Genomic DNA, 23,356 nt, shown 5'->3' on the forward strand with positions numbered 1-23,356 from the left:
ACAACTACTTTTTAAATAACAGTCCTAGGTTGAAATCTTTTTATATTTCATACGCTTAGGAGTGGCAGCATCACCCATCGTCTTTTTACGATAGGTTTCAAACTCAGAATAGTTACCATCGAACCAAACTGGGCCTTCATCTTCGAACGCCAAGATATGAGTGGCGATACGGTCAAGGAACCAGCGATCATGCGAGACGACCATGACCGTACCTGGGAAGACCTGAATCGCATCTTCTAGCGCACGTAAGGTCTCAATATCCAAATCGTTTGAAGGTTCATCAAGGAGCAATACGTTCGCGCCCTGCTTCAATGTCTTAGCAAGCTGCAAGCGGTTACGCTCACCGCCAGACAATTGACCGACGTGCTTTTGCTGATCTGAGCCTTTGAAGTTAAAGCGACCGATATAAGCACGACTTGGCGTGGTGTAATCGCCAACCGTAATAATATCAAGACCGTCAGACACTTCTTCCCAAACGGTTTTGCTGTCATCTAAGTTATCACGTACCTGACCAACATAAGCGACTTTGACACTTTCGCCCAAATCGACTGAACCCGTATCTGGCGTATCACGCTCAGTAATCATATTAAATAGCGTGGTTTTACCCGCACCATTTGGTCCGATGATACCGACGATAGCACCAGCTGGCACGTTAAAGCTTAGGTTTTCATAAAGCAGACGATCACCAAATGATTTGGAGATGTTATTCACTTCAATGACTTTATTACCTAAACGTGGACCGGGTGGAATATAAATTTCAGCGGTCTCATTGCGCTGTTGGAACTCTGTTGAGTTCAACTCTTCAAAGCGCTGTACACGAGATTTAGACTTGGCTTGTTGACCTTTTTGGTTTTTGCGAATCCAATCTAGCTCTTTTTTCAGTGCTTTAGCAAATGATTCTTCTTGCTTATTCTGCTGCTCTAAACGGGTGTTCTTTTGCTCGAGCCACTCAGTATAGTTGCCTTCATACGGATAACCATGGCCACGATCTAGCTCCAAAATCCACTGAGCAACGTTGTCTAGGAAATACCTATCATGGGTAATGGCAACGATTGTACCGCTGTAGTTCTGTAAGAACTGCTCTAGCCATGCAACAGATTCGGCGTCTAAATGGTTGGTTGGTTCGTCAAGTAACAGCATATCAGGGCGTGACAATAGCAAACGACATAGTGCCACACGGCGTTTTTCACCACCAGACAGCTTACTCACATCCGCATCCCAAGGTGGCAGACGTAGGGCATCAGCCGCTTTTTCTAACTGAGTATTTAAGTTATGGGCATCCCACGCTTGAATGATGTCTTCCATCTTGCCTTGTTCTTCAGCAAGCTTATCAAAGTCAGCATCAGGCTCAGCGTATTCTGCATAAATGGCATCTAAACGTGCGAGCGCATCTAAGGCTTCACGCATACCGTCTTCGACGTTACCACGTACGTCTTTGCTGTCATCAAGCTGTGGTTCCTGCGGCAGATAACCTATTTTGGTGCCAGTTTGCGCGCGTGCTTCACCACTAAATTCAGTATCCACGCCCGCCATAATGCGTAGCAAGGTTGATTTACCTGAACCATTGATACCTAGGACACCGATTTTGGCACCTGGGAAAAATGATAAGTTAATATTTTTTAAAATTTCACGCTTAGGCGGAACAAGTTTTGACACGTTGTTCATCGTGTAAATATATTGAGCCATTAACACTCCGATAGACTGCATAAAAGAGGCGAGCAAATCATACTTAGCAATGATGCCAAGCGTGCTGCACCTCAAAATCAGGGTTACAAATTATAAGCCATTATCGCATTGTGGCGCATACCCTGCAAGCCAACAGATTGTTTTAACGATTGTTTTACGGCTTTTGTCACAGAGTGCTCAGCTTTGTAGCTAAAAGCGGTAACGAAACCTACTATCGAACCCTTTCGCTTAACATTCTGACTTATAACTGTTTTATAAAGACCACAAAAAATAGCATCAAAACTTTCGCAAATTTAATCAATAGCCGTTAGCATGTTAGGATAACTTAACAGATTCACTCGACCTGACCTAAGTGATATCTGCTAAATTGGTGCACAGGTGAACACAATATTTATGACGTCAATCATTTTGATAGTATTAACAAAGGTACTGATAATATGACCAACGGCTATCGCCCTGAAATGATTCAACATGCATTTATCGATTTTATTGGATCACACTTACAGCCGTTTTGGTCTTTCACTGTTCCAAAGCTGCGCCTTGTTGCGCGGTATACCCTTAGCGATGACTTAATAGCGCTCAGATTTGAGACCAATCATGCTTTTCGACGGCAATTAGTGAGTTGGCAGGGTGGTCAACATCTTAACTTAAGCGTTCTTATTGAAGGTGTGTATCATCAGCGCAGCTATTCATTATTAGGTTTGGCGCACCAACCGCTCTGGTGGCACGACGTTACTACTGGCAACAGTATTAATAGTGGCGCTCGCAAAAATCAACCACCTTACCTTGCGATTACCATTGCTATAAAGCCACAAGGCTTGGTTTCGGATTATTTAACCAAACATATGGCATTTGGCAGTGTCATCAACAGTAGTGTCCCCAGTGGCTCTTTCACTTTGGCACAGGCATCTATAACAGTACAGACAAAATCAGCTGCCGAAAAACCTGCTTCTTTATTATTTATCGCGGGTGGCAGCGGTATTACGCCCATGTTAGGGCTCATCACGCAAGCACTGGACAACGGACATCAGGTGACGTTGCTATATTACAGTCGCACTGAAATGCTCCCGTTCAAAAACCAATGGCAACAACTGAGCACAGCGTATCCAGCTTTCACCTATCATCTGGTCAATACCGAGAAATCTGATACTTATTTGGCTGGCAAGCGACACTTGAGCGTAGACAGTTTGTTGGCATTAAACCTACCGCTGGCAGATACGCAAATATTTGCATGCGGGTCACAGGCTCTGTTGACTGGATTATATAAAGCAGCGGCAGAGGTAACCCTACCGCACAATAAAAACCTGCGAGATAATATCATTGTAGAAAACTTTGGTCATACGTTGCCTGATTTCAATTTTGATGACAAACAGGCGCTCGATAGAAAAAAACACGCAGCACAACATACTGTTTATTTACGAGCGAGGCAACGGCAGTTTGACAGTAGCACGACATTATTGAATGCCGCAGAGGATGCAGGAATTCGCTTAGCGCATGGTTGTAGACAAGGTATCTGTCAGTTATGTCGCTGCAATAAAGTCAGCGGTGTGGTCAAAAATATCCACACAGGAAAAATGAGCAGTGATGGTTATGAATCTATTCAAACTTGCATCAACATTGCCATGACTGATGTGGTGCTAGATATTTAGCAACACGGTGATAAAAATAAATACTCATAACGGCTCATAAGATAGAAACACAGCCTGCTGTTACCTTATAGCCTACGGTAAAAACTTAAACAACTTATTGAACCGAATCCAGTACCGACTATCCGTACCATTTCGGTTAAGGATTATTTATGCGCTTGCTACCACCCGTCACTACTGCACAATCTGCTGTACCCGTTTTGACTCCACTAACTGATGCAAAACAGCAAAAAGCAAAGCAGTTGACTCGCTACCCAACGTTGACAGGAGCGCCCTTACCAAAGGCGCAATCTGATGCCCTCGCTCATGAATTAAATGTGCTTTACCGAAGCGTGATGGATTCGTTAGGTAGTGATGACGCACGATACATTAAACGAGTGTATGCCGCGGTAGTCTATAGTGAAATGACAGCGCGTGGCTTACTGGCAGCGGCTGGATGCATGCAGTCAAAACGTAAAATAGTCGCGACTTGGCTATTGGGTACCTCACTACTGAGTCTCAGCAAAATTCTAAACAATATGGAACTTGGGCATAATGTCATGCATGGTCAGTATGACTGGATGCAGCACCCGTATCTCAATAGCCAAAAGTTTGATTGGGATATTGTCTGTCCTGCCCCCTTGTGGCAACACTCTCATAATTACTTGCATCATACTTTTACCAATATCGTTGGTCGTGACCACGACGTTGGCTATCACTTAATTCGCGTGACTGATGAGCAACCTTGGACGCCAAGCGATCGCCATAATATGTTTAAAACAGCGATATTGGCTCTAGGTTTTGAGTGGGCGGTCGCCTTTCATGACATTCAAATCAGTGTCGACGAATACGCGGACTCCCCTGATCGACACCAAACCATGCAACAGAAATCTCGCGCATTATTTGCCAAAATCGCCCGGCAAGTAGGCAAAGATCATATTGTGCTACCCACGTTAGCAGGGCTGACATTAGGTCGAGGTAGTGCTATGACGACACTGAGCGGTAATGTTACTGCAAATATCGCTCGTAATCTGTGGACATGGGCGGTGATATTCTGTGGACACTTTACCGAGCAAGCCCATATCTATAGCCATCTCGATGCCGATGAGACTAAAGGCGACTGGTATGTGCGTCAAATTCTTGGCTCCAGCAATATTCAAGGCGGTAAGCTGTTTCACATTTTGACGGGTAATTTATCGCATCAAATCGAGCACCATATTTTCCCTGATATGCCAGCCAGTCACTATGCTCGTATCGCACCACAATTACAGGCGATATGCCGCAAGTACAATCTACCCTACAATACTGGGCGCTTTGGTACACAATTCCGGCAAATGCTGGGACGTATCCGCCACTTTAGCAAGCCAAGTGCTGAAGAATGGCCGTCTTATTTACACTCACAAACTACGTCAATCGCTGAAACAAATCATGCCGTAACAGAAAGACCAAAAGAGCTGCCCGCTATACGTGGATTAGGTAAATATCTTCCCTCTGTCATGCGCCAAGCCTTATTTTATGCTTGATGTGCAGCTCATATGGAGACCACTGGTCGACCCGCCTTAGTCTTAACATTTACTCTATCGACTCTTACGGTAAAGAACTATAAATGTGAATCGAAAGGACTCATACTTTAGTGAATAATCTATTTGGTCATTCAAGCTCTCTTCATTTAAAAATACGCTTGATCCATACTAAAAAAAACCAATAATATTTAATGATAATAATCAATAATAACGGAGAATATCCATGAAAAATCAAAACCCTGAACAAAACCTAACCATCACCCATGATGAACAGGGTAAACGCTTTGAGACCTCTATTGACGGTCATACTGGCTATATTAGCTATCAAGAGCGTGACGATAAATTAGTTTATGATCACACTATCGTACCTCAGGAGCTAGGCGGGCGCGGCATTGGCTCAGCATTGGTTAAGCATGCCCTCAACTATGCTCGTGGACAAAATAAAAAAGTGGTACCACAGTGCTCATTTGTCTCGTCATATATCAGCAAACATCCTGATTACCAAGACTTGCTATAGTCCACTCTTTAGCGATGAGCCATAGAAAATGCAGTATGCTAATAAGCGTCATAATTTCTTTAGAAATGTTTTAAGCATTTACTATGGTTCAGCTTGGCCAATAAAAATGGAACGTTAATACGCTACTACCCTCCTATTTATTTGCTATCTGCCCTCGTATGTTTATCTTCGAATATATGGCAAGATAGCAAATATAGGCGGGTTTTCTGACCTATAGTGCCGATAGAACAAAAGGTCTTTACAGTGATGTAATAGCCTCAATGATACAACTGAAAAAGAGGATTGATATTTCATAAAATAGCTTTGACAGATACAATGTAATGCCTGATATAGTTTTTAATAAACCAAACCAACATAATAATAAAGGTGATTAATATGAGTAGTTTATCTGATAAGCAAGTAAATTTGCAGCTGGAAGAATTGCCCGGTTGGCAGCGCGAGGGCAATGCTATCGTAAAAACATATCACTTTAGCGATTTCATCGAAGCCATAAGCTTTATGAATCAAGCAGCGTTCCATGCCGAAGCGCTTGAGCACCATCCCGAATGGCGTAACACTTATAACGTGGTAGAGGTGCGCTTAACTACTGGCGATACTGGCGGTATTACCAGTCATGATATTCGACTGGCTAAACGGATGGAACACATTGTCCAGCCGAAACGTTTATAGTGATGTGTTTATTTTCATAATGTTTATAAAAATTTTTCATTAGTAAATACATTATTAAATACCAAAAAAAGTCCTCAATTGAGGACTTTTTTATTTAACAATTTACAGGTATTAATTACATCTTGCGGCTTACAAATGCCACAATAAATAAAATGACAGCGACTGCTAAGAAAATATATGCCAAATTAGCAGACAATCCTGCGACACCGCCAAAACCCAACAAACTTGCTAACAGTGCGATCACGGCAAAAATAATAGCCCAGCGAAACATAACCTTCTCCTTAAAAATTATTATTAGAAAACCAGATATTTAGATTGATGCAATGGACAATTATTAATAAGAAATAACTACTATTATTAATGAGTACCTTGCTCTCTCTAAGATTCCTTTTTCTTTACTTTTTGTTTTTTTGATATTTATTAATTTTTTAACCATTAATACTGCTTACGACCATAGATTAGCAATATTTATCTTTAGAAAACGTTCATTTTGGTAATGATATCGGTAGGTTATGTAACCTTTGTAGCAAATCTTAACATCGAACCTTTTTTTCATCCCTTTATGGGAGTTATGTGTATAGATGGTTAGTTATCACTTAGCCATCAACATTTTCATCATATAATCTGCTATAAACAGTAACTTACAAGTCATTTTTACTGGTCAAAAATACTTTAATATATCTTTTTCAGGCAGATATAAGTCTGAGTCATGACTTATATATATAGTTAACCTGATTGCTATCAAAAAATCAGACCTCAAACTCTGACTGTTAAATGGCAACAAATTTTAAACGTCACACGACTCATCAAAATAGCTATTAAGGATAATAAATATGGATACCAATACTAATACGGATATCTCAAACAATACACAACAGCGCAGCGATGGAAAGCGCCCTTACGCGGTCGTCTTATATGGTGCAACCAGCTTTGTTGGTCAAATCACAGCGCACTATTTAACAGAGTTTTTATCTAATACTAAAGACAAAGATGGCGCCGATGTCACGTGGGCGATTGCTGGGCGTGATGAAGCAAAACTGAACGAATTGCAATCTAAACTTGGCAGCACTGTCGATATTATTCTTGCTAATAGTGACGACTCGGACAGCCTTGACGAGATGACCAAACAAACCCAAGTCATCATTTCAACCGTCGGCCCTTATCTCAAATTCGGTGAGCCGCTGATCAAATCTTGTACCACTCATGGGACAGATTATGTCGACCTCACTGGTGAAGCTATCTTTATCAAAGATATGATGGACAAGTATCAGGACGCGGCAAAGCAAAGCGGCGCTCGTATTGTCAACTCGTGTGGCTTTGATTCGATTCCATCGGATTTGGGCGTCTACTTTACCCAAACCCAAGCAGAAGAAAAATTTGGTCGCGCTTGTGATGTGATTCATATGCGTGTCAAAGCGGCGAAAGGCGGTCTATCGGGTGGCACCATTGCCTCGATGGCGACTATTTTTGAAGAAGTTGGAAAGGACAAGTCACGTCGTAAGCAGGTAGCAAATCCTTATCTACTCAACGATGATAAAGATGCGCCAAACGTGCGCCAAGCTAATGTTAGTAAGCCAGAATACGATAGTGAGCACAAACGCTGGCTTGCGCCTTTTGTCATGGCCAGTATCAATACCCGTATCGTGCATCGCACCAACCAATTGCTTGGCTATGAATATGGTCGTGACTTTAAATATGACGAAGCAATGTGGATGCAAGATGGTGTGAAAGGTCAATTATCAAGCTATGCAATGAGTGCAGGCTTGTTTGGATTTGCCACTGCTATGATGGTCAAACCGAGCCGTGAATTATTAGCTAAGCACGTGCTACCTAAGTCAGGTTCTGGTCCGTCTGCAGAAGAGCAAGCAAACGGCTACTTTGACATTCGCCTCTTTGGAGAAACGGCTAATAAAGACACCATCAATACGAAAGTAACGGGTGACAAAGATCCAGGTTACGGCAGTACCTCGCGTATGCTAGCGCAAGCAGCGTTATGCTTAGCACAAGATATCAGCAAAGAAGAAATTGGTGGTGGTTTTTGGACACCAGCCTCTGCCATGGGTAATCATCTACTGGCGCGTTTAGAAGAGCATGCGGGTCTTAGTTTTGAAGTTGTCGATTCGTAAGATTACCCATTTATAAATCGAAGCAATCTACCTCTTAATATCTAAGTAATGACCGTATCTTAGCAACGAGATACGGTTTATTATTGCCTATTCTTTCTAATTATTCAGATTGCAATCTTTTGAGCGATTGTTAATAAATAATAATAACGTGATTCTTTGGTAAACGATATTGGCACTTCTTGCCTTTTTAATACATTAAGCTACACATTTCTAGAGTAATGTCACAGCCATATTGCAGTGAATGACGTAGGATAAAAAAAGTTAGGCGATTTTTTACCCCATATTTTTTTATCCCATATTGTATAGCAGCTTTGAGAGGAATAATTGGCTCATTAAAATTTCATTTAGACTTTAAACGCGTCAGAGTAATTTTCTAGTGCAATAAAAATCATATTAATAAAAATTAAGTTTTACTTATTTATCATAAATTTGGAATAAATCAATAGACCCTCATCTAATTAAAAGGAAATAACAATGAAAATCAATATATTAACCGCTGCTGTGATGACATCCAGTCTTGCTGTGTTTGCAAGCTCTGCTAACGCCGCTATGACTACCGATAGCCACGGCAATGTTGGCTATGACAGTTATAAGGAGTGTGTCACCGCTGTCAAAGACGGTTCGGCCAAATTTTATACCCCTTATACTTATCAAAACCCAAAGCGCCAAGCAGGTGAAGCGACTGTCAAAAAAATGCGTTTGTCTGAAGTAATGATTCCTCAAACAGTGGTCAATGCAAACAACTTAACAGCCAGTGATTACTCAGCAGGTGCTTGTGATTTAGGGGTTGGGCAGTCAAATGGTCGCTACGGTGTGTCAGGCGCATTGGTTGGAAAATACGTCCCTATCGCCGCTGATATGCCTGTCAACGTCTATATGGATAAGGCTGGCAATCCAGTACGTTTAAGCATGCAGCAGTGCGATAACCACTTCGGTGCCAAGTTTCCAACGCCTATTACGAGCGAAACAAAAGAAGCTACAGCACCAGAATCACAACTCGCGATTATCGAAGATCGCCGTGTAGAGCCTGTCATCGTTGAAACCACACGTGTTATCCGCCCTACTAAATATAGTGTCAAAGAAGTCATCATCGTACCGAACGATCAAATCAAGCGAGTAAACACAGCGTCAGGTACAGCCATTGCTATCGAAGACGAGGCTAATCGTACTGTAATCGTTGGTGAAGAAGCAGATGCGGATGTCATCGACAATACTGAAATCAATCAAACTTTCCCAGTCATTCGTGTTCCTAGTAGCAGCACTCAACAACGCGTCGTTGATCCAAACACTGGCAAGTATATTGTTATTGAATAAGACTTTAATGAAATACAGACGAACCAAATTCGTTTAGACATCGTTGCTATAAAAATTAGAGATAGGAAAATTAGAGACGGGAAAGTAGAAAACAATACTATTTTTCTATCTGACAATAACCATACAATAGTTGCACAAAGTCACCTGCTAACATCCATCTGTTAGAATTTTAATCTATGGACTACTGAACTAACGCTTGTTTAATTGGTATTCTCCCTTTTAGATTTTTATCACTGATTTAGGTCAGCTTATAAAGCTCTTTATCCAAATCCATCATGATAGTCTCTTAATGGTTATCATGATTTTATTTTGTCTATCAATTAAATGTTAGATATATTAAATATATAGATTTGAATTACTAAATGAATGTGTGATATGCAACTGCTGTATACAGCAGTTAGCAACATAAGCGTCAAGTTTGAAATTTTTTAAACTGACATTATAAGATTGTAAATTAAGGAATTGATTAATGAAAAAAAGTACTCTGTCTTTATCGCTACTGATTGGCGCTGCGCTCACAATCCCAAGTTTGGCTATGGCAGCACCTGCTGATACTGCAGCAGTAGATGTGCAATCAGCGGCTACTGCCACTACACTTGAGATGGAAGGTGACAATACAAATAATGCCTCAACAGACAATCAATCTAGCCCATTTCAGATTAGTGAGACACAGATTATCTCAAGAGCAAGCGTTGACAACAGTGCTAAGCAACAGCCGATGACTACTGAGCTTCAGGCTGAGCAAGAAACAATGGATGCCGAGCAAGAGTTGATTCAAGATTCTGAAGAAGCGATGCAAGAAGAAGACTCGTTAAACACACAAGAAGAATTATAGAATACGAAATAGAGTACGATATGAACCCCGCTGTTAACTGAAATCATTGAAAAGAGGTTATTCAGCGAGTTAGGTTTTGAGTAGTTATTAGTGTTCATTAACAATTTCTATCTTTATATACATTCCATAAAAAAGGCAGCCTAATGGCTGCCTTTTTTGTCACTATTAACATTGACTATTTTTTGGTTTTAGTCACACCAGCTTCCTGTAACAGCGCCCCAAGCGTACCCATTTTGCTAGGTGCTTCTGCTTTATCAGCCCTTGGCGCTTTGCTACGATCATTATTAGCATGGTCTTTATCCTGACGATTACCGCGAGATTTCGACGGGCGCTTATCAGGCGCTGGACGGCTACTGTTCGGGCGTTTGCTATTTGTATGATCGCTACGTGGACGACTGACTTTCTCATCATTACCAGTACTTTCAGCCGATTTCGCTGCTGGGCGCGCAGGCTTTTCAGATTCTGGCTTCATACTAAAGCCAATACGACCACGTTTTTCATCGATAGAGATGACACGTACCGAGACGATATCGCCCGGCTTGACGCGGTTCATCGGGTCAGCGACAAAGTCATTGGCCATTTGTGAGATATGTACCAAACCATCTTGATGAACGCCAACATCAACGAAGCAACCAAAGGCTGTCACATTGGTCACCACGCCTTCAAGCTGCATGCCCTCGCTCAAGTCTTTAATACTGTTAACGTCTTCACGGAAGTTAGCAGTCTTAAATTCAGGACGTGGGTCGCGTGCTGGTTTGGCTAGCTCCTCGATGATAGCAGTTACACTAATATTGTCATCATTAGCAGCCAATGCAGTGGTATCTATCGTATTTAATATGTCGTCATTACCGATGACTTCTGGCAATGCTTTACCAGTTTGTGCCAATAAGCTATCGACCAGCGCATAGCTTTCTGGATGCACACCAGTGGCATCAAGGGGATTACTACCACCATGGATACGCAAGAAGCCTGCTGCTTGTTCAAAGGTCTTAGCGCCTAAGCGTGGAACGTTTTTTAATGATTCACGACTGTCAAAAGCACCATGCTCTTTACGATAGGTCACGATTTGCTGCGCGACATTTTTATTCAAACCAGCGATATGTGCCAAGATAGCAGGGCTTGCGGTATTTACATCAACGCCAACCGCATTTACGCTATCTTGCGTGACTTTATCAAGACTATCTGCCAATTGTGTTTGGTTGACATCATGCTGATATTGACCAACGCCAATGGCTTTTGGATCAACCTTGACCAATTCTGATAAAGGGTCTTGCAAGCGACGGGCAATAGAAACCGCACCGCGTACCGAAACGTCTAAGTTACCAAGCTCATCAGTGGCAAGCTCACTGGCAGAATAAACAGAAGCGCCAGATTCATTGACGATAACTGATTTGGCTTGTAACTCAGAGTTGGCAGCCAAAATTTCTTTAATCATCGCATCTGTTTCGCGGCTCGCCGTACCATTACCGATAGCCACTAAATCAACGTTGTAAGTACTTAATAATTCATCGATGACTTTTTTGGCTTCACCCATCTTATTATCAGGGGCAAATGGATAAACTGTGGCGACGACAGGCTTGTCTTCACTGTCTAGCATGACGTGACCTTGAGCATCGACGATAGCCATTTTTACGCCATGACGGATACCAGGGTCGACACCTAAAATAACTTTACGGCCAGCAGGCGCTGACATTAATAAGTGCTGTAAATTATTAGCAAACACGTCAATCGCGTCAGCTTCAGCGGTAAGACGTTTTTCTGTCAATAAACGATGTTCAATATGCGGACGCCATTTGTCTTTCCATAAACTGGTCGCCGCTTCTGTCAAAAACTCTTGACGCTCGGCTGGAGCTTTTGTATCAACGTCAAAATGCTTAATGATTTTTTCGATAAAGGGTGCGTCTTCGCCTTCTATTTTGAGGCCTAAGACGTTTTCTTGACGACCACGTAGCATCGCTAATAAACGATGATTTGGCAGACGCGCAAGGCTTTCGCTATGCTCGAAGTAATCTTTAAACTTCTCGCCGACTTCGCGTTTTTCTTCACTAGCAACGGCAGATACGATACTGGCCGTCTTGGCAAAGCCACTGCGCAAGTTGTCTAGCAAAGCCAAAGCCTGCGTCCATTCATCAACGATGATGGCTTGTACACCAGCCAATTGCTTGGTGATATCGCTAAAATCAACTTCGATCTCATTACCACTATCATCGGTAATGCTAGATTGTACTTGATAGTCTGCTAATGCGTCAGTTGGCGTGACTTCTTGCATCAAGACGGCTTGCGCTGCCACATCAAGACCAGCAGCACGTGCTTTAGCAGCTGGTGAACGGCGACGCGGGCGGTATGGCAAGTAGATGTCTTCAAGCTCAAGTTTCGACGTCGCATTATCGATACGCGTCTGTAGCTCGTCCGTCAGATTGCCCTGCGTGCTGAGCAGCTCAGTAATTTTGAGGCGACGGGTTGCCATATCGCGCTCATAATTGAGTGACTTCTCTAAAGCGCGCAATTGCGCATCGTCAAGATTCTGCGTCTTTTCTTTACGGTAACGGGCAATAAATGGAACGGTCGCGCCTTCATCGTAAAGTTTGACAAACGCATTGACTTGAGCAGTCTTAATGCCAAGCGCGCGAGCAAGCTTGTCGTGAATATTCGCGTGTGTGGTTGCATCCAAAACCTGTGCATTTGTCGAGGTTTGAGATGGCGTTAAGGTATCAGTGCTACTCATAGACGTATCAATCGTTGAGAAATGTAGTTTTGCATTATAGCAAAAGCTGCATGAATAAAAATCCTTTTTATCTTTTCGTTATTTATCGCTAGTTTTATGACGAAAATCGTCTCATATCATAGGTTCTGTCGCTTTGTTAAACAAACGCATACAGCATTTGTCCTGATGGGTGATGCAATTAGTGGTGCAATCTTATACACTAAAGTATCGAAGGCGCAAATATTGGTACGCGCTGACGCATTGAACAATAGTATTCAAATTTATGATGGATTGAGACGGACCTTTACTTTTGACCACTCATTGAATAAAGACAGTTTTTTTGTATAGTCGATTCAAGATAATTTAGCGATAAGGAAAGCACGTTAAAATACTATAAATAGTAGACTCAACGAGCCTGACACCGTATTTTTTTTATATCATTTTAACTATATAACCTTTAGCCTTGACTGTTAACGATAATTTTTACTAATAATAATTTTTATAAGAGGATGCCTGTATGTCTGAAAATAACAGCCCTGATACCTTAACTCAACGAATTTTAGTCGTTGATGACGATGCACGCTTGCGCTCTTTATTACAGCGCTTTCTAGAAGACGATGGTTTTGTCGTTCGTACCGCTCATGATGGTAGTCAAATGGATAAGCTGTTGCAGCGTGAGCTTTTCTCATTGGTGGTACTCGATTTGATGCTACCAGGCGAAGACGGCATCAGTATTTGTAAGCGTCTACGCGAAGACAATGGCGACATTCCTATCATTATGCTAACAGCCAAAGGTGGTGATGCTGATCGTATCGCTGGTCTAGAAGCGGGCGCAGATGATTATCTGCCAAAACCATTCAATCCAAAAGAGCTATTGGCTCGTATCAAAGCGGTATTACGTCGTCAAAATCGCGAGCTGCCTGGCGCACCAAGCCATCAGCTTGAAGTGGTTGAGTTTGGACCGTGGACGCTTGATTTATCGACACGTACGCTTAAACGTGATGGCAATGTTGTTACCTTAACGACAGGTGAATTTTCGGTGCTAAAAGCACTCGTACAGCATCCACGTGAGCCATTAACCCGTGACAAACTAATGAACCTTGCGCGTGGTCGTGAATGGGGTGCGATGGAGCGTTCTATCGACGTGCAAGTGTCACGTTTACGTCGTTTGATTGAAGACAACCCTTCACAAGCGCGTTATATCCAAACCGTTTGGGGCGTAGGCTATGTATTCGTTCCTGACGAAGCCGAAGTAGAAACCGTTAAAAGTGAGTAACTTTTGACTAAGTGTGTCCTCATTTTGAAAATTTCGATTATCGATTGAATTGAGGACACACGCTAATATCATTTCCTTTTAATATAGGCCGTGTTTGATTACTCACAAATACAGCCTATATGATGAGTGTCTTTGTGAAAAAACCTATTATTTTTCAAAACATACCCTGTACCTTGGTGACAGGGTTTTTGGGTGCTGGCAAGACCACAGTGATTAATCAGCTGCTTGCTATCAAACCTGCCGATGAGCGCTGGGCATTGCTGATCAATGAATTTGGTCGTATCGGTATTGATGGTGCGCTGCTGGCAAGCGCGCAAGAGAGTAAGCCTGAGCAAGATAATATTGCGATACGCGAAGTCAGTGGTGGCTGTATTTGTTGTACCAGTCAGCTGCCATTACAAATTGCTATCAGTCGGCTACTTAGTGAGCATCATCCACAGCGGTTGCTCATCGAACCCACAGGGCTTGCTCATCCACGTGAGCTTATCATGCAGCTCAGTGCACCGCATTGGCAAACAGCGCTCAATATGCAGGCAGTAATAACGGTACTGAGTGGCGTGCAATGGCAGCAAGATAAATACCGTCATCATGACGGTTTTCAAGCGCATGTCCGTGATGCCGATGTGTTAGTCATTAATCGCTATGCTCAATTAAGCGATAGCGAAAAACAAGCACTGCAACAATGGATAGCCAAGCTCAATGCACAGGTAAAAATTATTTGGGCAGCATCTGAGCAGATATCTCATGATACAAATGACTCATCCAATATTCTTTTATCAGAATCAAGCGTGTCAGAGTTGAAAACGCAGCTAACCAAGCCCAGTCAGGTTATCTCGAAACAACGCACAGTCAATATTGTTCACCCTCAAAAATCGACTACTAGCTTGCAACCGCAGAGTAAGGCTCTATCGATATCGACCACCTTGCCATCCGACGCTTTTACAAACAAAGATAATGCGCAGACCGACACAGATATTGAGCTACCTTACCGTTATCATGAGAAACAGCAAGATTTACAGTTGGCGGGTTGGCGACTGCCAGCGCACTACATATTAAAAGCGGATGAGTTACAGAGCTGGTTATTAACGCTACCGAACTGGCAACGTATCAAAGGTGTGGTTCATACGTCTGATGGCTGGCTACAAATCAATTTTACCCCTGACAGCTTAACAACCAGTACGGTCAGCGCACAAGTTGATAGTCGGCTAGAGATTATATTACAGTTGGATGCAAATACTAATAATGACAACGATACAGCGGCAGAAAGCGACCGCTCAGAAGAAAAATATAGGACAGCATTTTTATCTTCTATAGAGACGCTACCTTCTATCGATTGGGATACCTGCGACCGTGAACTAATGGCACTGGTTATATAGTAATAAACAAAAAAAAGGCAGACATTGCTGTTCGATATAGCAATGTCTGCCCTCTTTCTTTTTTAACGTAATTGACTGTCTTTGCTACCGCGCCGGTTAAACAACTCAGCGGCTCTCGCCTCTTGTTCAAGTTCTGTCTGACAGCTGACGCAATGCTGAATACCAGGCACTGCTAACCGCCGTGCTTCTGGAATAGGCTTGCCGCATTCATCACATATCTCGGCACTGATGCCAGTTGGCAAAGCACGTCTTGCCCGCTCTAATGCATCATTTACCGTTGCATCCATTTGCTCATGCTCAGCACCATCTCTTGACCAACCACCTGCCATAACTTCATCCTATTTACGATAATTAGATATTACAAATCGCTTTAATAACAAATAGATGGGGTTATCTATGATTAATTGCAACCTACTAGAGCATGCCTCAACCTGAAAGTATGCGAATAAATGCGCTAAATAATGACATTTCCTAGCAAAAAATCACATGGCTAATCTTTTGGCTGTAGCTCAACCACTTGCCCGCGTACCCCGATACTGGCATCACTCATCAGACAAACATAGCCTGCCATGATATCTTCAGGTGTTTTTAGGCTCATAGGACTCTCTCCTGGATAAGCATGCGCACGCATATTGGTACGAGTGCCACCAGGATTGACACAGTTAAAACGTAAATTAGTCGTATTCTGCGTCTCTTGGGTAAAGATATCACTCATGCCTTCTACGGCTTGCTTGGACAGCGCATAAGCACCCCAGAACGCGCGAGGATGTGTACCGACCGTGCTAGAGGTGAAAACAATAGAACCATTCTCAGCATCTTTAAGTAGTGGTAGCAGTGCTTGGGTGAGCATAAACGTCGAGGTAAAGTTCACCTTCATAACTTGTGCAAAAGTATCGACGTCATACATCTCAAGTGGGGTTAGCTGCCCAAGCATGCCCGCATTGTGCAAGATACCATCGAGCTGACCGACTTCTTTATTAATCAACCCCTCTAACTGCTGCATCTCAGCATAGGTTGCGCCTTCTAGATTCATCGGTAGCATGGCAGGCTGTTTGCCGCCAAGACTTTCAATCTCATCATAAACATATTCAAGCTTGCTGCTGGTACGTCCCAATAACAGGACTGTCGCTCCATAGCGAGCATAAGTCAGCGCGGCAACGCGGCCGATACCGTCACCTGCCCCCGTGACCAGAATAGTCTTACCATCTAAACAATTATCAGATGGCACAAAGTTGCGAATATCGTTATGAGTTAACGGTTGAGGTAGACTTTGAACAGTTTTTTGGTTGTCTTGCTGATTAGCCAGCTGATTAATATTGTCACTCATGGCATTACTCACTGCTTATCGTTTAATAGTTGGGATGCTAAGTATTTATCGTGTTTCTTTAAAAACATAGAGTGTGGCGGACTCGATTTATAATTTGATTTATAAATAGTCAAATTTACCAGATGAGAGCAACAGTTTATTTAATTGCTCAGGCGTATCAGTAATATAATCTGCGCCCCATTTCTTTAGGTTTTTTTGATCTTCAGGCGGGATATAACCGTAGGCAGCTAGAATCGTCGGCATGCCAGCGGCATTACCAGCTTCGATATCACGGATATGATCGCCAACATAAATAACGCTTTCAGCGGCGCCGCGAGGGATACCAAGCTTCTCTAACGCCGCATACATAGGCTCTGGGTCAGGTTTTGAGCGAGACACATCATCAGGACAGACCAAAGCAGAACAGCGCCCGTCTAACTGCATCTTGTCTAGTAACTTCTCTGCCAAATAACGCGGCTTGTTGGTCACAATACCCCATGGCACCCCTTTTTCTTCAAGAGCAGTCAACACGTCTTCTAATTCAGCGAACACACAACTATCGACGCATATCTCAGCTTCATAATCATCTAAAAACTGTTGGCGAAACTCCTGTAAAGCTTTTTCGCTAACCTCAATTTGATCGTTATGACGTAGCATCAACTGTACCATCGCTGAGGCACCAGCAGAAACTTGCTCGCGAATTTCTGTTTCAGGGGGTGCTTGCCAATCATTTTGGCGGCTCATTTTACCGATAATACGGACAAAATCAGCAGCCGTATCGATTAATGTCCCATCGAGATCAAATAAAACCGCTTTTACAAATTGGCTCATAGTGAATGCTCTTAATATAGATAAGGTGTTGAGTGAAATAGTATGGCATGAAAACAACCAAATACGGCATTCAGCTTAAGCCAGTGGCTTGTGTACTGCCATCATGTAATTGACATCGACATTTTGAGCGAGCCAATAGCGCTTGGTCAGCGGATTATAATGCAAGCCAATGATATCTCGACGTGTGAATCCCGCATCAATTGCCATTTTGTCTAGCTCAGCTGGCGTAATGAATTTGGCATAGTCATGAGTGCCGCGATCGAGCAAGCGCAATACATACTCTGCCCCAACGATGGCAAATAGATATGATTTAGGGTTTCGATTGATCGTCGATAGCACGCAAACACCGCCTGGTGCCAATAACTCAAAACAAGCCTGCACAATCGAGCTGGGATCAGGCACATGCTCGAGCATCTCCATGCAAGTCACCACATCGAACTGACCTGCATGAGTTTTGGCCAATTCTTCTACTGGGATATGCTGATAACGCAACGTCTCATGTAAAGCGCTTTGCTCTGCATGCAGCGCTGCCGCTTTTAGATTTTCGGTACCCAAATCAATCCCTGTCACATCCGCACCGCGACGTGCCATAGACTCTGACAATATACCGCCGCCACAGCCGACATCGAGCACTTTTTTTCCAGCCAAGCCGGTTTCAGCCGTTTTATGAATATCCGTATCAGCACTGTCATTTTGATAACTGCGCTTGACGTTTTCTTCTATCCAATTTAGACGCAGTGGATTTATTTCATGCAAAGTCGCAAATGCACCCGTCTTGCTCCACCATTCGCTTGCCAACTTATTAAACTTGTCGACTTCGCTAGGATCTACATTAATGGCGGTAGCCGTTGTATCATCAAGACTGCTGTTTGCTTGCTCATTCAAAGAAGGCGAGGAAGATAGAGCTGAGCTCATTGCATTTTTCCTTTATTGTCATTATCGTTATAATCATATACAGTGCACAATTATGTACCTAATATTAGCATGAGAGCGGCAGCTTTGTCGTGAGTACATCGTCACCGATTGTGAATACTCTTAGCAAACGTTCATATTTTCTGTACCGTTTTTTTAGAAGATAGATGCTTCAAACAGCTTAAAACCTAAATAATAAAACGCTAAAAAAATTCCAAAAAACACGGTGAAATATGCCTTAAATAATGGCTCACAGCTTTACAACCATTAGTTAAGAATCGGATTCACAAGCGACCATGTTTTACGTTATTATAGTCGATACGTCACTATAGTTCGATTATACTCGACGCTGTCTCGTTTGGGCACTTTAAAAACCTGTGCGCTATACCCAAAACCATACGATACTAAAACATCTCAACAAACCCTAAGTTTTCACACCTCAAGGATAAAGTATGAAACGTGTCATCACACTGACTGGTCTGGCCATGGCCATTGGACTTGCCACTATGGGCGCACAAGCTGCCGACTATGTCGCCGGAAAAGACTATCGCGTGCTAGACAATCCAGAAAAAATCAGCGGTGATGCTATCATTGTTCGTGAGTTTTTTTGGTATGGTTGCCCGCATTGTAACGTTCTTAACCCACATATGGAAAAATGGGCTAAAAACAAAGACAAAGACGTTGCCTTTTTCAAAACGCCAGCAGCGCTTAACCCTGTCTGGGAAGCGAACGCTCGTGGTTTCTATGCCGCTCAGCTGCTAGGGTTTGAAGACAAGACTCATGACGCGCTATTTGATGCCATTCACAAAGATGGTAAGAAAATCTTTGACCAATCATCATTAAGCAAATGGTATGCATCGAAAGGCGTTAATGAGAAGAAATTCAATAGCCTTTATAATTCATTCGCCGTTGGTACGAAAATTGGTCGTTCACAAGCAGGCGCTAAGCGTTATCAGCTCTCTGGTGTGCCAGCAGTCGTCGTGCAAGGCAAATACGTTGTCACTGGTGAAAGCGCCACTGTACCTAAAGTCGTTGACTATTTGGTTGACAAAGTGCGTGCTGAAAAGAAATAGGTTAAGTACTGTTATAAATTAAGTACCGTTATAAATTAGGGACTAGCATTTATCCACAAGTGCCATTTGGACATAAATGCTCTTACCCATAAAAAAGCCAATCACTTGATGATTGGCTTTTTTTATTTGCAGACTACTTTAGTTTATAATTGGAGATATTGTATAAACAGTGCTCAAAGTTATTTAGCCGCTATCATCTTATTACTTTTCTTTTTTCAATTGCGACAAAATAGTAACTTCACGAATATAACTGGCTAAGTCTGCTTTAGACTCTGCCATCAGCTCATCATCTTGGGTATGTTTGGCATACTCAATCCATAACAGTAATTGATACATACTATTTTGTTCAGATGCTTGGTATTGTTTAACGAACTGCTTAAGCGTCCCTTCATCATTAATATTTAAACGCTCAAACCAACTTTCTATTTTTGAGACTTGTTCTTTAGGGAAAAACGCATCAAATAATGCTTTTACCAATTCGTGGCGGTTTTCTTCACTAATCAGCTTACCAACGCGCTTGGTTTGGCGAATACGCGCATTAGCGCTGGTGATATCGGCCAATGCCATGAGTTCTGCCATAAAATAGTCACTGGCTGGCAGATTTTTGAGTTGCTTTTTCGATAAGCTGGCAAGTGGTATCGACAACTTCTGCAAGCGCTCATGGGCCTTTTTGAGTTCAGTGCGCGAGACGCGCATATCCTGTTCTTTCCAGTCAATCATAAAAGCTTTCCAAAATAATAAATAATAAAATTAACAGGGGCATGTCCTCATTTTAGGAATAGTCATAAAAATGAAGATATGCCCCAGTGTTTACCAATAACTACCAACGATTTTTTTCACGATGTTTCGCCAGCACTTTTATACTTTGCGGCATAACATCGGCAAGACGACGTTGTAAATTATCGGTGATGAATACTGAACGATGCTTACCACCAGTACAGCCAATGGCCACTGTCACTGTATGGCGGTTATTGTGTAAAAATTCGGGCAACCAACGGGTTAAAAACTTATCTATATCATCAGTCATCTCAGCCACTTCTGGATAGTCGGCAAAGAATGCAGCAACTTCCATGTCTAGACCTGTCGAAGTACGCAATTCAGGGTTCCAATGCGGATTCGGCAAAATCCTCACATCAAAGACAAAATCTGCATCAATAGGACTGCCATATTTAAAGCCAAAAGACAGCAGATTAATCACAATCTGATTGTCCACGCCGACATGTTCACGCAAGCTGTCTTTCAATTGATGAATATTCAAATTGCTGGTATCAATTCTGATATCGGCATGACCTGCGATAGGCTCTAACAGCTCCACTTCTTTTTTAATCGCGGCAGGTAGATTAAAAGCAATGTGCTTGGCATTGTCACTATCGATATCCTGCGACATCAGCGGATGTACGCGGCGTGTCGCATTAAAACGTGCTATTAAGGTACTTTCTTGCGCGGTCACGTACACTACTTTGACCGCATGCGCCCCGTATGTTTTTTTTAGGGATGCATGCATCTCTGCAAAGTTGGATAGATCCGCTCGCGGTGTTCGAATATCAACACCAAGCGCAATACGACGAATCCCACTTTCATTGACCAATTTATGCGCAGCATCCGGCAATAAGGATAACGGTAAGTTATCAATAGAATAATATCCTAAATCTTCTAAGATATTTAATACTGAGGTTTTACCTGAGCCTGAACGCCCTGATACCACTAGGATACTGAGCTTATCGGTTGCTATTTTACACGCTGCCTGCTCAGATTTACTGTTATTTTCACCCTGACTCACATCCATGATTCACCCATTCTAGTCCATTGCATCCTGCAAATTACTATGTCACAACGATTAATCCACCATCACCAATTGATTGTCTAACAAACGTGCACGTCCTAGCCAAGCAGCGACTAGAATCATCAAATTCTTGTTTTCTGCATTAAAAGTTACAGTATCATTAGTGAGTGACTCTAGCGTATCGGTTTTAATGTCTAAATAATCAATAATGAAGCCAGCATCCGTAATACGCTGATGCGTTTCTGCTAACAACGACTGAACAACTTGTTGGCTCTGTTCGCCTTTTTCTAACTGCTTTGCTAAATATTGTAGCGCTTGATGGATAACAGGTGCTACCTCACGTTCAGTAGCACTTAAATATTGGTTACGCGATGAGAGTGCCAAACCATCTGCAGCGCGGACAATAGGTGCCCCTATAATGTCAATGGGATAACTTAAATCACGTACCAATTGCTTAATAATCGCTAATTGTTGATAGTCTTTTTGTCCAAAAACAGCCATATCTGGTTGTACGATATTGAACAGTTTAGAAACGACAATACCAACACCGTCAAAATGGCCAGGGCGTGATTGACCACATAATTGAGTGGTAATAGCACCTGCAAGAACAGAGGTCGGTGGCGGTAAGACTGGGTACATCTCTTCAATACTGGGCGCAAACACATAATCAGTATCGACCGTTGCTAGCTTAGCGACATCCTCATCAAGCGTGCGAGGATAACTATCAAAGTCCTCTCCCGCGCCAAATTGAGTAGGGTTAACAAAAATACTAACCACCACGATATCAGCATGTTGCTTGGCTATTTTTACTAATTCAAGATGACCAGCATGCAGATTGCCCATCGTTGGCACTAAAGCGATGCGCTGTGGGCCATCTTGATTGTCAGTTTTTTGTCCACGATAAGACTGTAAAGCCGTACGCAATGCGGAGATATGATGATGAATGATTGGCATGGTTAACTATTCTTCTACTGATAATCGTAAAAACTAAAATGTTAGCTAAACTGGTGCTGCTCGGTTGGAAAACTGCCTTCACGTACTGACTGCTGGTAAAGGGCAAATGCGCCTTCGATACTGTGCGTGCTATTACGCTCATCGGTCAAAAAGTCATGAATAAAGCGCGGGACACGGCCGTGCGCCATACCTAGCATGTCATGCATGACCAACACTTGACCATCCGTACCTGCGCCAGCACCAATACCAATAACTGGCACTGCGACGGCTTCCGTCACTGCTTTTGCAAGCTCAGCAGGTACACACTCTAACACTAGCAGCGCAGCACCTGCCGCAACGACTGCTTTCACATCAGCAAGCAATTTATCAGCCGCTTCGTCACCACGACCTTGGATTTTATAACCACCAAACACATTGACTGATTGCGGTGTCAACCCTAGATGTACACAAGTAGGCGTCCCTGCTTGCGCCAAAGTCGTGATTAAATCGCAAAGCTCACTACCACCTTCAATCTTAATCACATGCGCGCCCGCCTGCATCAGCTGGCGACTATTGGCAACTGCTTCTGGTAGGGTGACATAGCTCATAAACGGCAAGTCAGCCAATATCAGCGCGTGTCTATTGCTACGGGCAATATTGGCTGTATGATAAGCCATGTCATTGACAGTCACGGGTAACGTTGAGTCATGACCTTGCACCACCATGCCCAAACTGTCACCGATTAAAATGGTATCAATCTCTGCTTTTTCCATCATTCGTGCGAACATCGAGTCATAGCACGTTAAGCAAGTGAACTTGGTGCCATCTTTTTTGAATTTTTTTAAAGTAGATAACGTCCTCATATGA

At 42.7% G+C, this 23,356-nt stretch carries 21 protein-coding genes; 10 read left to right on the forward strand and 11 right to left on the reverse strand.

The features are described from left to right. Positions 1 to 24: 24 nt before the first annotated feature. A complete protein-coding gene (ettA, locus tag ACP69U_RS04080; protein WP_045443195.1) occupies positions 25 to 1,686 on the reverse strand; it encodes an energy-dependent translational throttle protein EttA in 1,662 nt (553 codons plus the stop codon). A 437-nt stretch (positions 1,687 to 2,123) separates the two neighbouring features. Here ettA and ACP69U_RS04085 point away from each other — a divergent pair, with 437 nt between their 5' ends. The 4 genes from ACP69U_RS04085 to ACP69U_RS04100 all read left to right on the forward strand — a co-directional run bounded on the left by ACP69U_RS04085 (position 2,124) and on the right by ACP69U_RS04100 (position 6,020). Then, positions 2,124 to 3,335: a flavin reductase family protein gene (locus tag ACP69U_RS04085; protein WP_426137893.1), complete on the forward strand. Its 1,212-nt coding sequence runs from the start codon at positions 2,124 to 2,126 to the stop codon at positions 3,333 to 3,335. A 149-nt stretch (positions 3,336 to 3,484) separates the two neighbouring features. Then, on the forward strand, positions 3,485 to 4,834 hold the full coding sequence (locus ACP69U_RS04090) for an acyl-CoA desaturase (RefSeq protein ID WP_314885947.1): 1,350 nt from the start codon (positions 3,485 to 3,487) through the stop codon (positions 4,832 to 4,834). A 223-nt stretch (positions 4,835 to 5,057) separates the two neighbouring features. Then, complete coding sequence (locus tag ACP69U_RS04095; RefSeq protein WP_314885948.1) at positions 5,058 to 5,351, forward strand: GNAT family N-acetyltransferase; 294 nt, start codon at positions 5,058 to 5,060, stop codon at positions 5,349 to 5,351. Between the two features lie 375 nt (positions 5,352 to 5,726). Next, positions 5,727 to 6,020, forward strand: a complete 294-nt coding sequence (locus ACP69U_RS04100) for a 4a-hydroxytetrahydrobiopterin dehydratase (RefSeq protein ID WP_055123632.1) — start codon at positions 5,727 to 5,729, stop codon at positions 6,018 to 6,020. A 115-nt stretch (positions 6,021 to 6,135) separates the two neighbouring features. Here the strand turns inward: ACP69U_RS04100 and ACP69U_RS04105 are convergent, their stop codons facing one another. Beyond that, positions 6,136 to 6,291, reverse strand: coding sequence for a DUF1328 domain-containing protein (locus tag ACP69U_RS04105; protein WP_021814049.1), 156 nt, complete (start codon positions 6,289 to 6,291; stop codon positions 6,136 to 6,138). 562 nt (positions 6,292 to 6,853) lie between these two features. On the opposite strand from ACP69U_RS04105, the gene ACP69U_RS04110 reads away from it, so the two are divergent. The 3 genes from ACP69U_RS04110 to ACP69U_RS04120 all read left to right on the forward strand — a co-directional run bounded on the left by ACP69U_RS04110 (position 6,854) and on the right by ACP69U_RS04120 (position 10,295). Beyond that, positions 6,854 to 8,146, forward strand: coding sequence for a saccharopine dehydrogenase family protein (locus tag ACP69U_RS04110; RefSeq protein ID WP_426137894.1), 1,293 nt, complete (start codon positions 6,854 to 6,856; stop codon positions 8,144 to 8,146). Positions 8,147 to 8,620: 474 nt separating this feature from the next. Next, the gene (locus tag ACP69U_RS04115) at positions 8,621 to 9,460 is read left to right on the forward strand and encodes a hypothetical protein (protein WP_426137895.1); all 840 of its coding nucleotides are present in this window, start codon (positions 8,621 to 8,623) and stop codon (positions 9,458 to 9,460) included. A 469-nt stretch (positions 9,461 to 9,929) separates the two neighbouring features. Next, positions 9,930 to 10,295 (forward strand): hypothetical protein, encoded by a 366-nt coding sequence (locus tag ACP69U_RS04120; RefSeq protein WP_426137896.1) that lies wholly within the window; start codon positions 9,930 to 9,932, stop codon positions 10,293 to 10,295. A gap of 175 nt (positions 10,296 to 10,470) precedes the next feature. On the opposite strand, the gene ACP69U_RS04125 is transcribed toward ACP69U_RS04120, so the two are convergent. Next, positions 10,471 to 13,020, reverse strand: a complete 2,550-nt coding sequence (locus ACP69U_RS04125) for a Tex family protein (RefSeq protein WP_314885871.1) — start codon at positions 13,018 to 13,020, stop codon at positions 10,471 to 10,473. 496 nt (positions 13,021 to 13,516) lie between these two features. On the opposite strand from ACP69U_RS04125, the gene ompR reads away from it, so the two are divergent. Further along, positions 13,517 to 14,275, forward strand: a complete 759-nt coding sequence (gene ompR, locus ACP69U_RS04130; RefSeq protein ID WP_055123637.1) for a two-component system response regulator OmpR — start codon at positions 13,517 to 13,519, stop codon at positions 14,273 to 14,275. 122 nt (positions 14,276 to 14,397) lie between these two features. Next, complete coding sequence (locus ACP69U_RS04135; RefSeq protein WP_426138017.1) at positions 14,398 to 15,651, forward strand: CobW family GTP-binding protein; 1,254 nt, start codon at positions 14,398 to 14,400, stop codon at positions 15,649 to 15,651. A 62-nt stretch (positions 15,652 to 15,713) separates the two neighbouring features. Here ACP69U_RS04135 and ACP69U_RS04140 read toward each other — a convergent pair whose 3' ends face one another. From ACP69U_RS04140 to ubiG, 4 genes are all read right to left on the reverse strand, one after another. After that, positions 15,714 to 15,980, reverse strand: a complete 267-nt coding sequence (locus ACP69U_RS04140) for a DksA/TraR family C4-type zinc finger protein (protein ID WP_426137897.1) — start codon at positions 15,978 to 15,980, stop codon at positions 15,714 to 15,716. 161 nt (positions 15,981 to 16,141) lie between these two features. After that, complete coding sequence (locus ACP69U_RS04145) at positions 16,142 to 16,978, reverse strand: YciK family oxidoreductase (RefSeq protein ID WP_201580731.1); 837 nt, start codon at positions 16,976 to 16,978, stop codon at positions 16,142 to 16,144. Positions 16,979 to 17,077: 99 nt separating this feature from the next. Further along, positions 17,078 to 17,788: an HAD family hydrolase gene (locus ACP69U_RS04150; protein ID WP_045455441.1), complete on the reverse strand. Its 711-nt coding sequence runs from the start codon at positions 17,786 to 17,788 to the stop codon at positions 17,078 to 17,080. Between the two features lie 75 nt (positions 17,789 to 17,863). After that, a complete protein-coding gene (ubiG, locus tag ACP69U_RS04155) occupies positions 17,864 to 18,703 on the reverse strand; it encodes a bifunctional 2-polyprenyl-6-hydroxyphenol methylase/3-demethylubiquinol 3-O-methyltransferase UbiG (RefSeq protein ID WP_426137898.1) in 840 nt (279 codons plus the stop codon). Between the two features lie 449 nt (positions 18,704 to 19,152). Here ubiG and ACP69U_RS04160 point away from each other — a divergent pair, with 449 nt between their 5' ends. Further along, positions 19,153 to 19,773: a thiol:disulfide interchange protein DsbA/DsbL gene (locus ACP69U_RS04160; RefSeq protein ID WP_045443155.1), complete on the forward strand. Its 621-nt coding sequence runs from the start codon at positions 19,153 to 19,155 to the stop codon at positions 19,771 to 19,773. 201 nt (positions 19,774 to 19,974) lie between these two features. Here ACP69U_RS04160 and yjgA read toward each other — a convergent pair whose 3' ends face one another. The 4 genes from yjgA to panB form a co-directional block, all read right to left on the reverse strand. Further along, positions 19,975 to 20,493 carry a ribosome biogenesis factor YjgA gene (yjgA, locus tag ACP69U_RS04165; RefSeq protein ID WP_045443152.1) on the reverse strand — a complete coding sequence of 173 codons (519 nt, stop codon included), beginning with the start codon at positions 20,491 to 20,493 and terminating at the stop codon, positions 19,975 to 19,977. 100 nt (positions 20,494 to 20,593) lie between these two features. Next, positions 20,594 to 21,559 (reverse strand): RNase adapter RapZ, encoded by a 966-nt coding sequence (gene rapZ, locus ACP69U_RS04170; RefSeq protein ID WP_426137899.1) that lies wholly within the window; start codon positions 21,557 to 21,559, stop codon positions 20,594 to 20,596. A 51-nt stretch (positions 21,560 to 21,610) separates the two neighbouring features. Then, positions 21,611 to 22,510, reverse strand: a complete 900-nt coding sequence (gene panC / locus ACP69U_RS04175; RefSeq protein WP_426137900.1) for a pantoate--beta-alanine ligase — start codon at positions 22,508 to 22,510, stop codon at positions 21,611 to 21,613. Between the two features lie 41 nt (positions 22,511 to 22,551). Further along, the gene (panB, locus tag ACP69U_RS04180; RefSeq protein WP_426137901.1) at positions 22,552 to 23,352 is read right to left on the reverse strand and encodes a 3-methyl-2-oxobutanoate hydroxymethyltransferase; all 801 of its coding nucleotides are present in this window, start codon (positions 23,350 to 23,352) and stop codon (positions 22,552 to 22,554) included. Positions 23,353 to 23,356 lie beyond the last annotated feature (4 nt).

Origin of the sequence: Psychrobacter sp. TWR1-1-1, from assembly GCF_049895865.1 — a bacterium.
Taxonomy (GTDB): domain Bacteria; phylum Pseudomonadota; class Gammaproteobacteria; order Pseudomonadales; family Moraxellaceae; genus Psychrobacter; species Psychrobacter immobilis_A.

What these genes read in the sequence shown, in the direction of transcription:
- ettA (WP_045443195.1), bottom strand. Translation starts at nt 1,686, where the DNA reads ATGGCTCAATATATTTACACGATGAACAACGTGTCAAAACTTGTTCCG.
- ACP69U_RS04085 (WP_426137893.1), top strand. Translation starts at nt 2,124, where the DNA reads ATGACCAACGGCTATCGCCCTGAAATGATTCAACATGCATTTATCGAT.
- ACP69U_RS04090 (WP_314885947.1), top strand. Translation starts at nt 3,485, where the DNA reads ATGCGCTTGCTACCACCCGTCACTACTGCACAATCTGCTGTACCCGTT.
- ACP69U_RS04095 (WP_314885948.1), top strand. Translation starts at nt 5,058, where the DNA reads ATGAAAAATCAAAACCCTGAACAAAACCTAACCATCACCCATGATGAA.
- ACP69U_RS04100 (WP_055123632.1), top strand. Translation starts at nt 5,727, where the DNA reads ATGAGTAGTTTATCTGATAAGCAAGTAAATTTGCAGCTGGAAGAATTG.
- ACP69U_RS04105 (WP_021814049.1), bottom strand. Translation starts at nt 6,291, where the DNA reads ATGTTTCGCTGGGCTATTATTTTTGCCGTGATCGCACTGTTAGCAAGT.
- ACP69U_RS04110 (WP_426137894.1), top strand. Translation starts at nt 6,854, where the DNA reads ATGGATACCAATACTAATACGGATATCTCAAACAATACACAACAGCGC.
- ACP69U_RS04115 (WP_426137895.1), top strand. Translation starts at nt 8,621, where the DNA reads ATGAAAATCAATATATTAACCGCTGCTGTGATGACATCCAGTCTTGCT.
- ACP69U_RS04120 (WP_426137896.1), top strand. Translation starts at nt 9,930, where the DNA reads ATGAAAAAAAGTACTCTGTCTTTATCGCTACTGATTGGCGCTGCGCTC.
- ACP69U_RS04125 (WP_314885871.1), bottom strand. Translation starts at nt 13,020, where the DNA reads ATGAGTAGCACTGATACCTTAACGCCATCTCAAACCTCGACAAATGCA.
- ompR (WP_055123637.1), top strand. Translation starts at nt 13,517, where the DNA reads ATGTCTGAAAATAACAGCCCTGATACCTTAACTCAACGAATTTTAGTC.
- ACP69U_RS04135 (WP_426138017.1), top strand. Translation starts at nt 14,398, where the DNA reads ATGAGTGTCTTTGTGAAAAAACCTATTATTTTTCAAAACATACCCTGT.
- ACP69U_RS04140 (WP_426137897.1), bottom strand. Translation starts at nt 15,980, where the DNA reads ATGGCAGGTGGTTGGTCAAGAGATGGTGCTGAGCATGAGCAAATGGAT.
- ACP69U_RS04145 (WP_201580731.1), bottom strand. Translation starts at nt 16,978, where the DNA reads ATGAGTGACAATATTAATCAGCTGGCTAATCAGCAAGACAACCAAAAA.
- ACP69U_RS04150 (WP_045455441.1), bottom strand. Translation starts at nt 17,788, where the DNA reads ATGAGCCAATTTGTAAAAGCGGTTTTATTTGATCTCGATGGGACATTA.
- ubiG (WP_426137898.1), bottom strand. Translation starts at nt 18,703, where the DNA reads ATGAGCTCAGCTCTATCTTCCTCGCCTTCTTTGAATGAGCAAGCAAAC.
- ACP69U_RS04160 (WP_045443155.1), top strand. Translation starts at nt 19,153, where the DNA reads ATGAAACGTGTCATCACACTGACTGGTCTGGCCATGGCCATTGGACTT.
- yjgA (WP_045443152.1), bottom strand. Translation starts at nt 20,493, where the DNA reads ATGATTGACTGGAAAGAACAGGATATGCGCGTCTCGCGCACTGAACTC.
- rapZ (WP_426137899.1), bottom strand. Translation starts at nt 21,559, where the DNA reads ATGGATGTGAGTCAGGGTGAAAATAACAGTAAATCTGAGCAGGCAGCG.
- panC (WP_426137900.1), bottom strand. Translation starts at nt 22,510, where the DNA reads ATGCCAATCATTCATCATCATATCTCCGCATTGCGTACGGCTTTACAG.
- panB (WP_426137901.1), bottom strand. Translation starts at nt 23,352, where the DNA reads ATGAGGACGTTATCTACTTTAAAAAAATTCAAAAAAGATGGCACCAAG.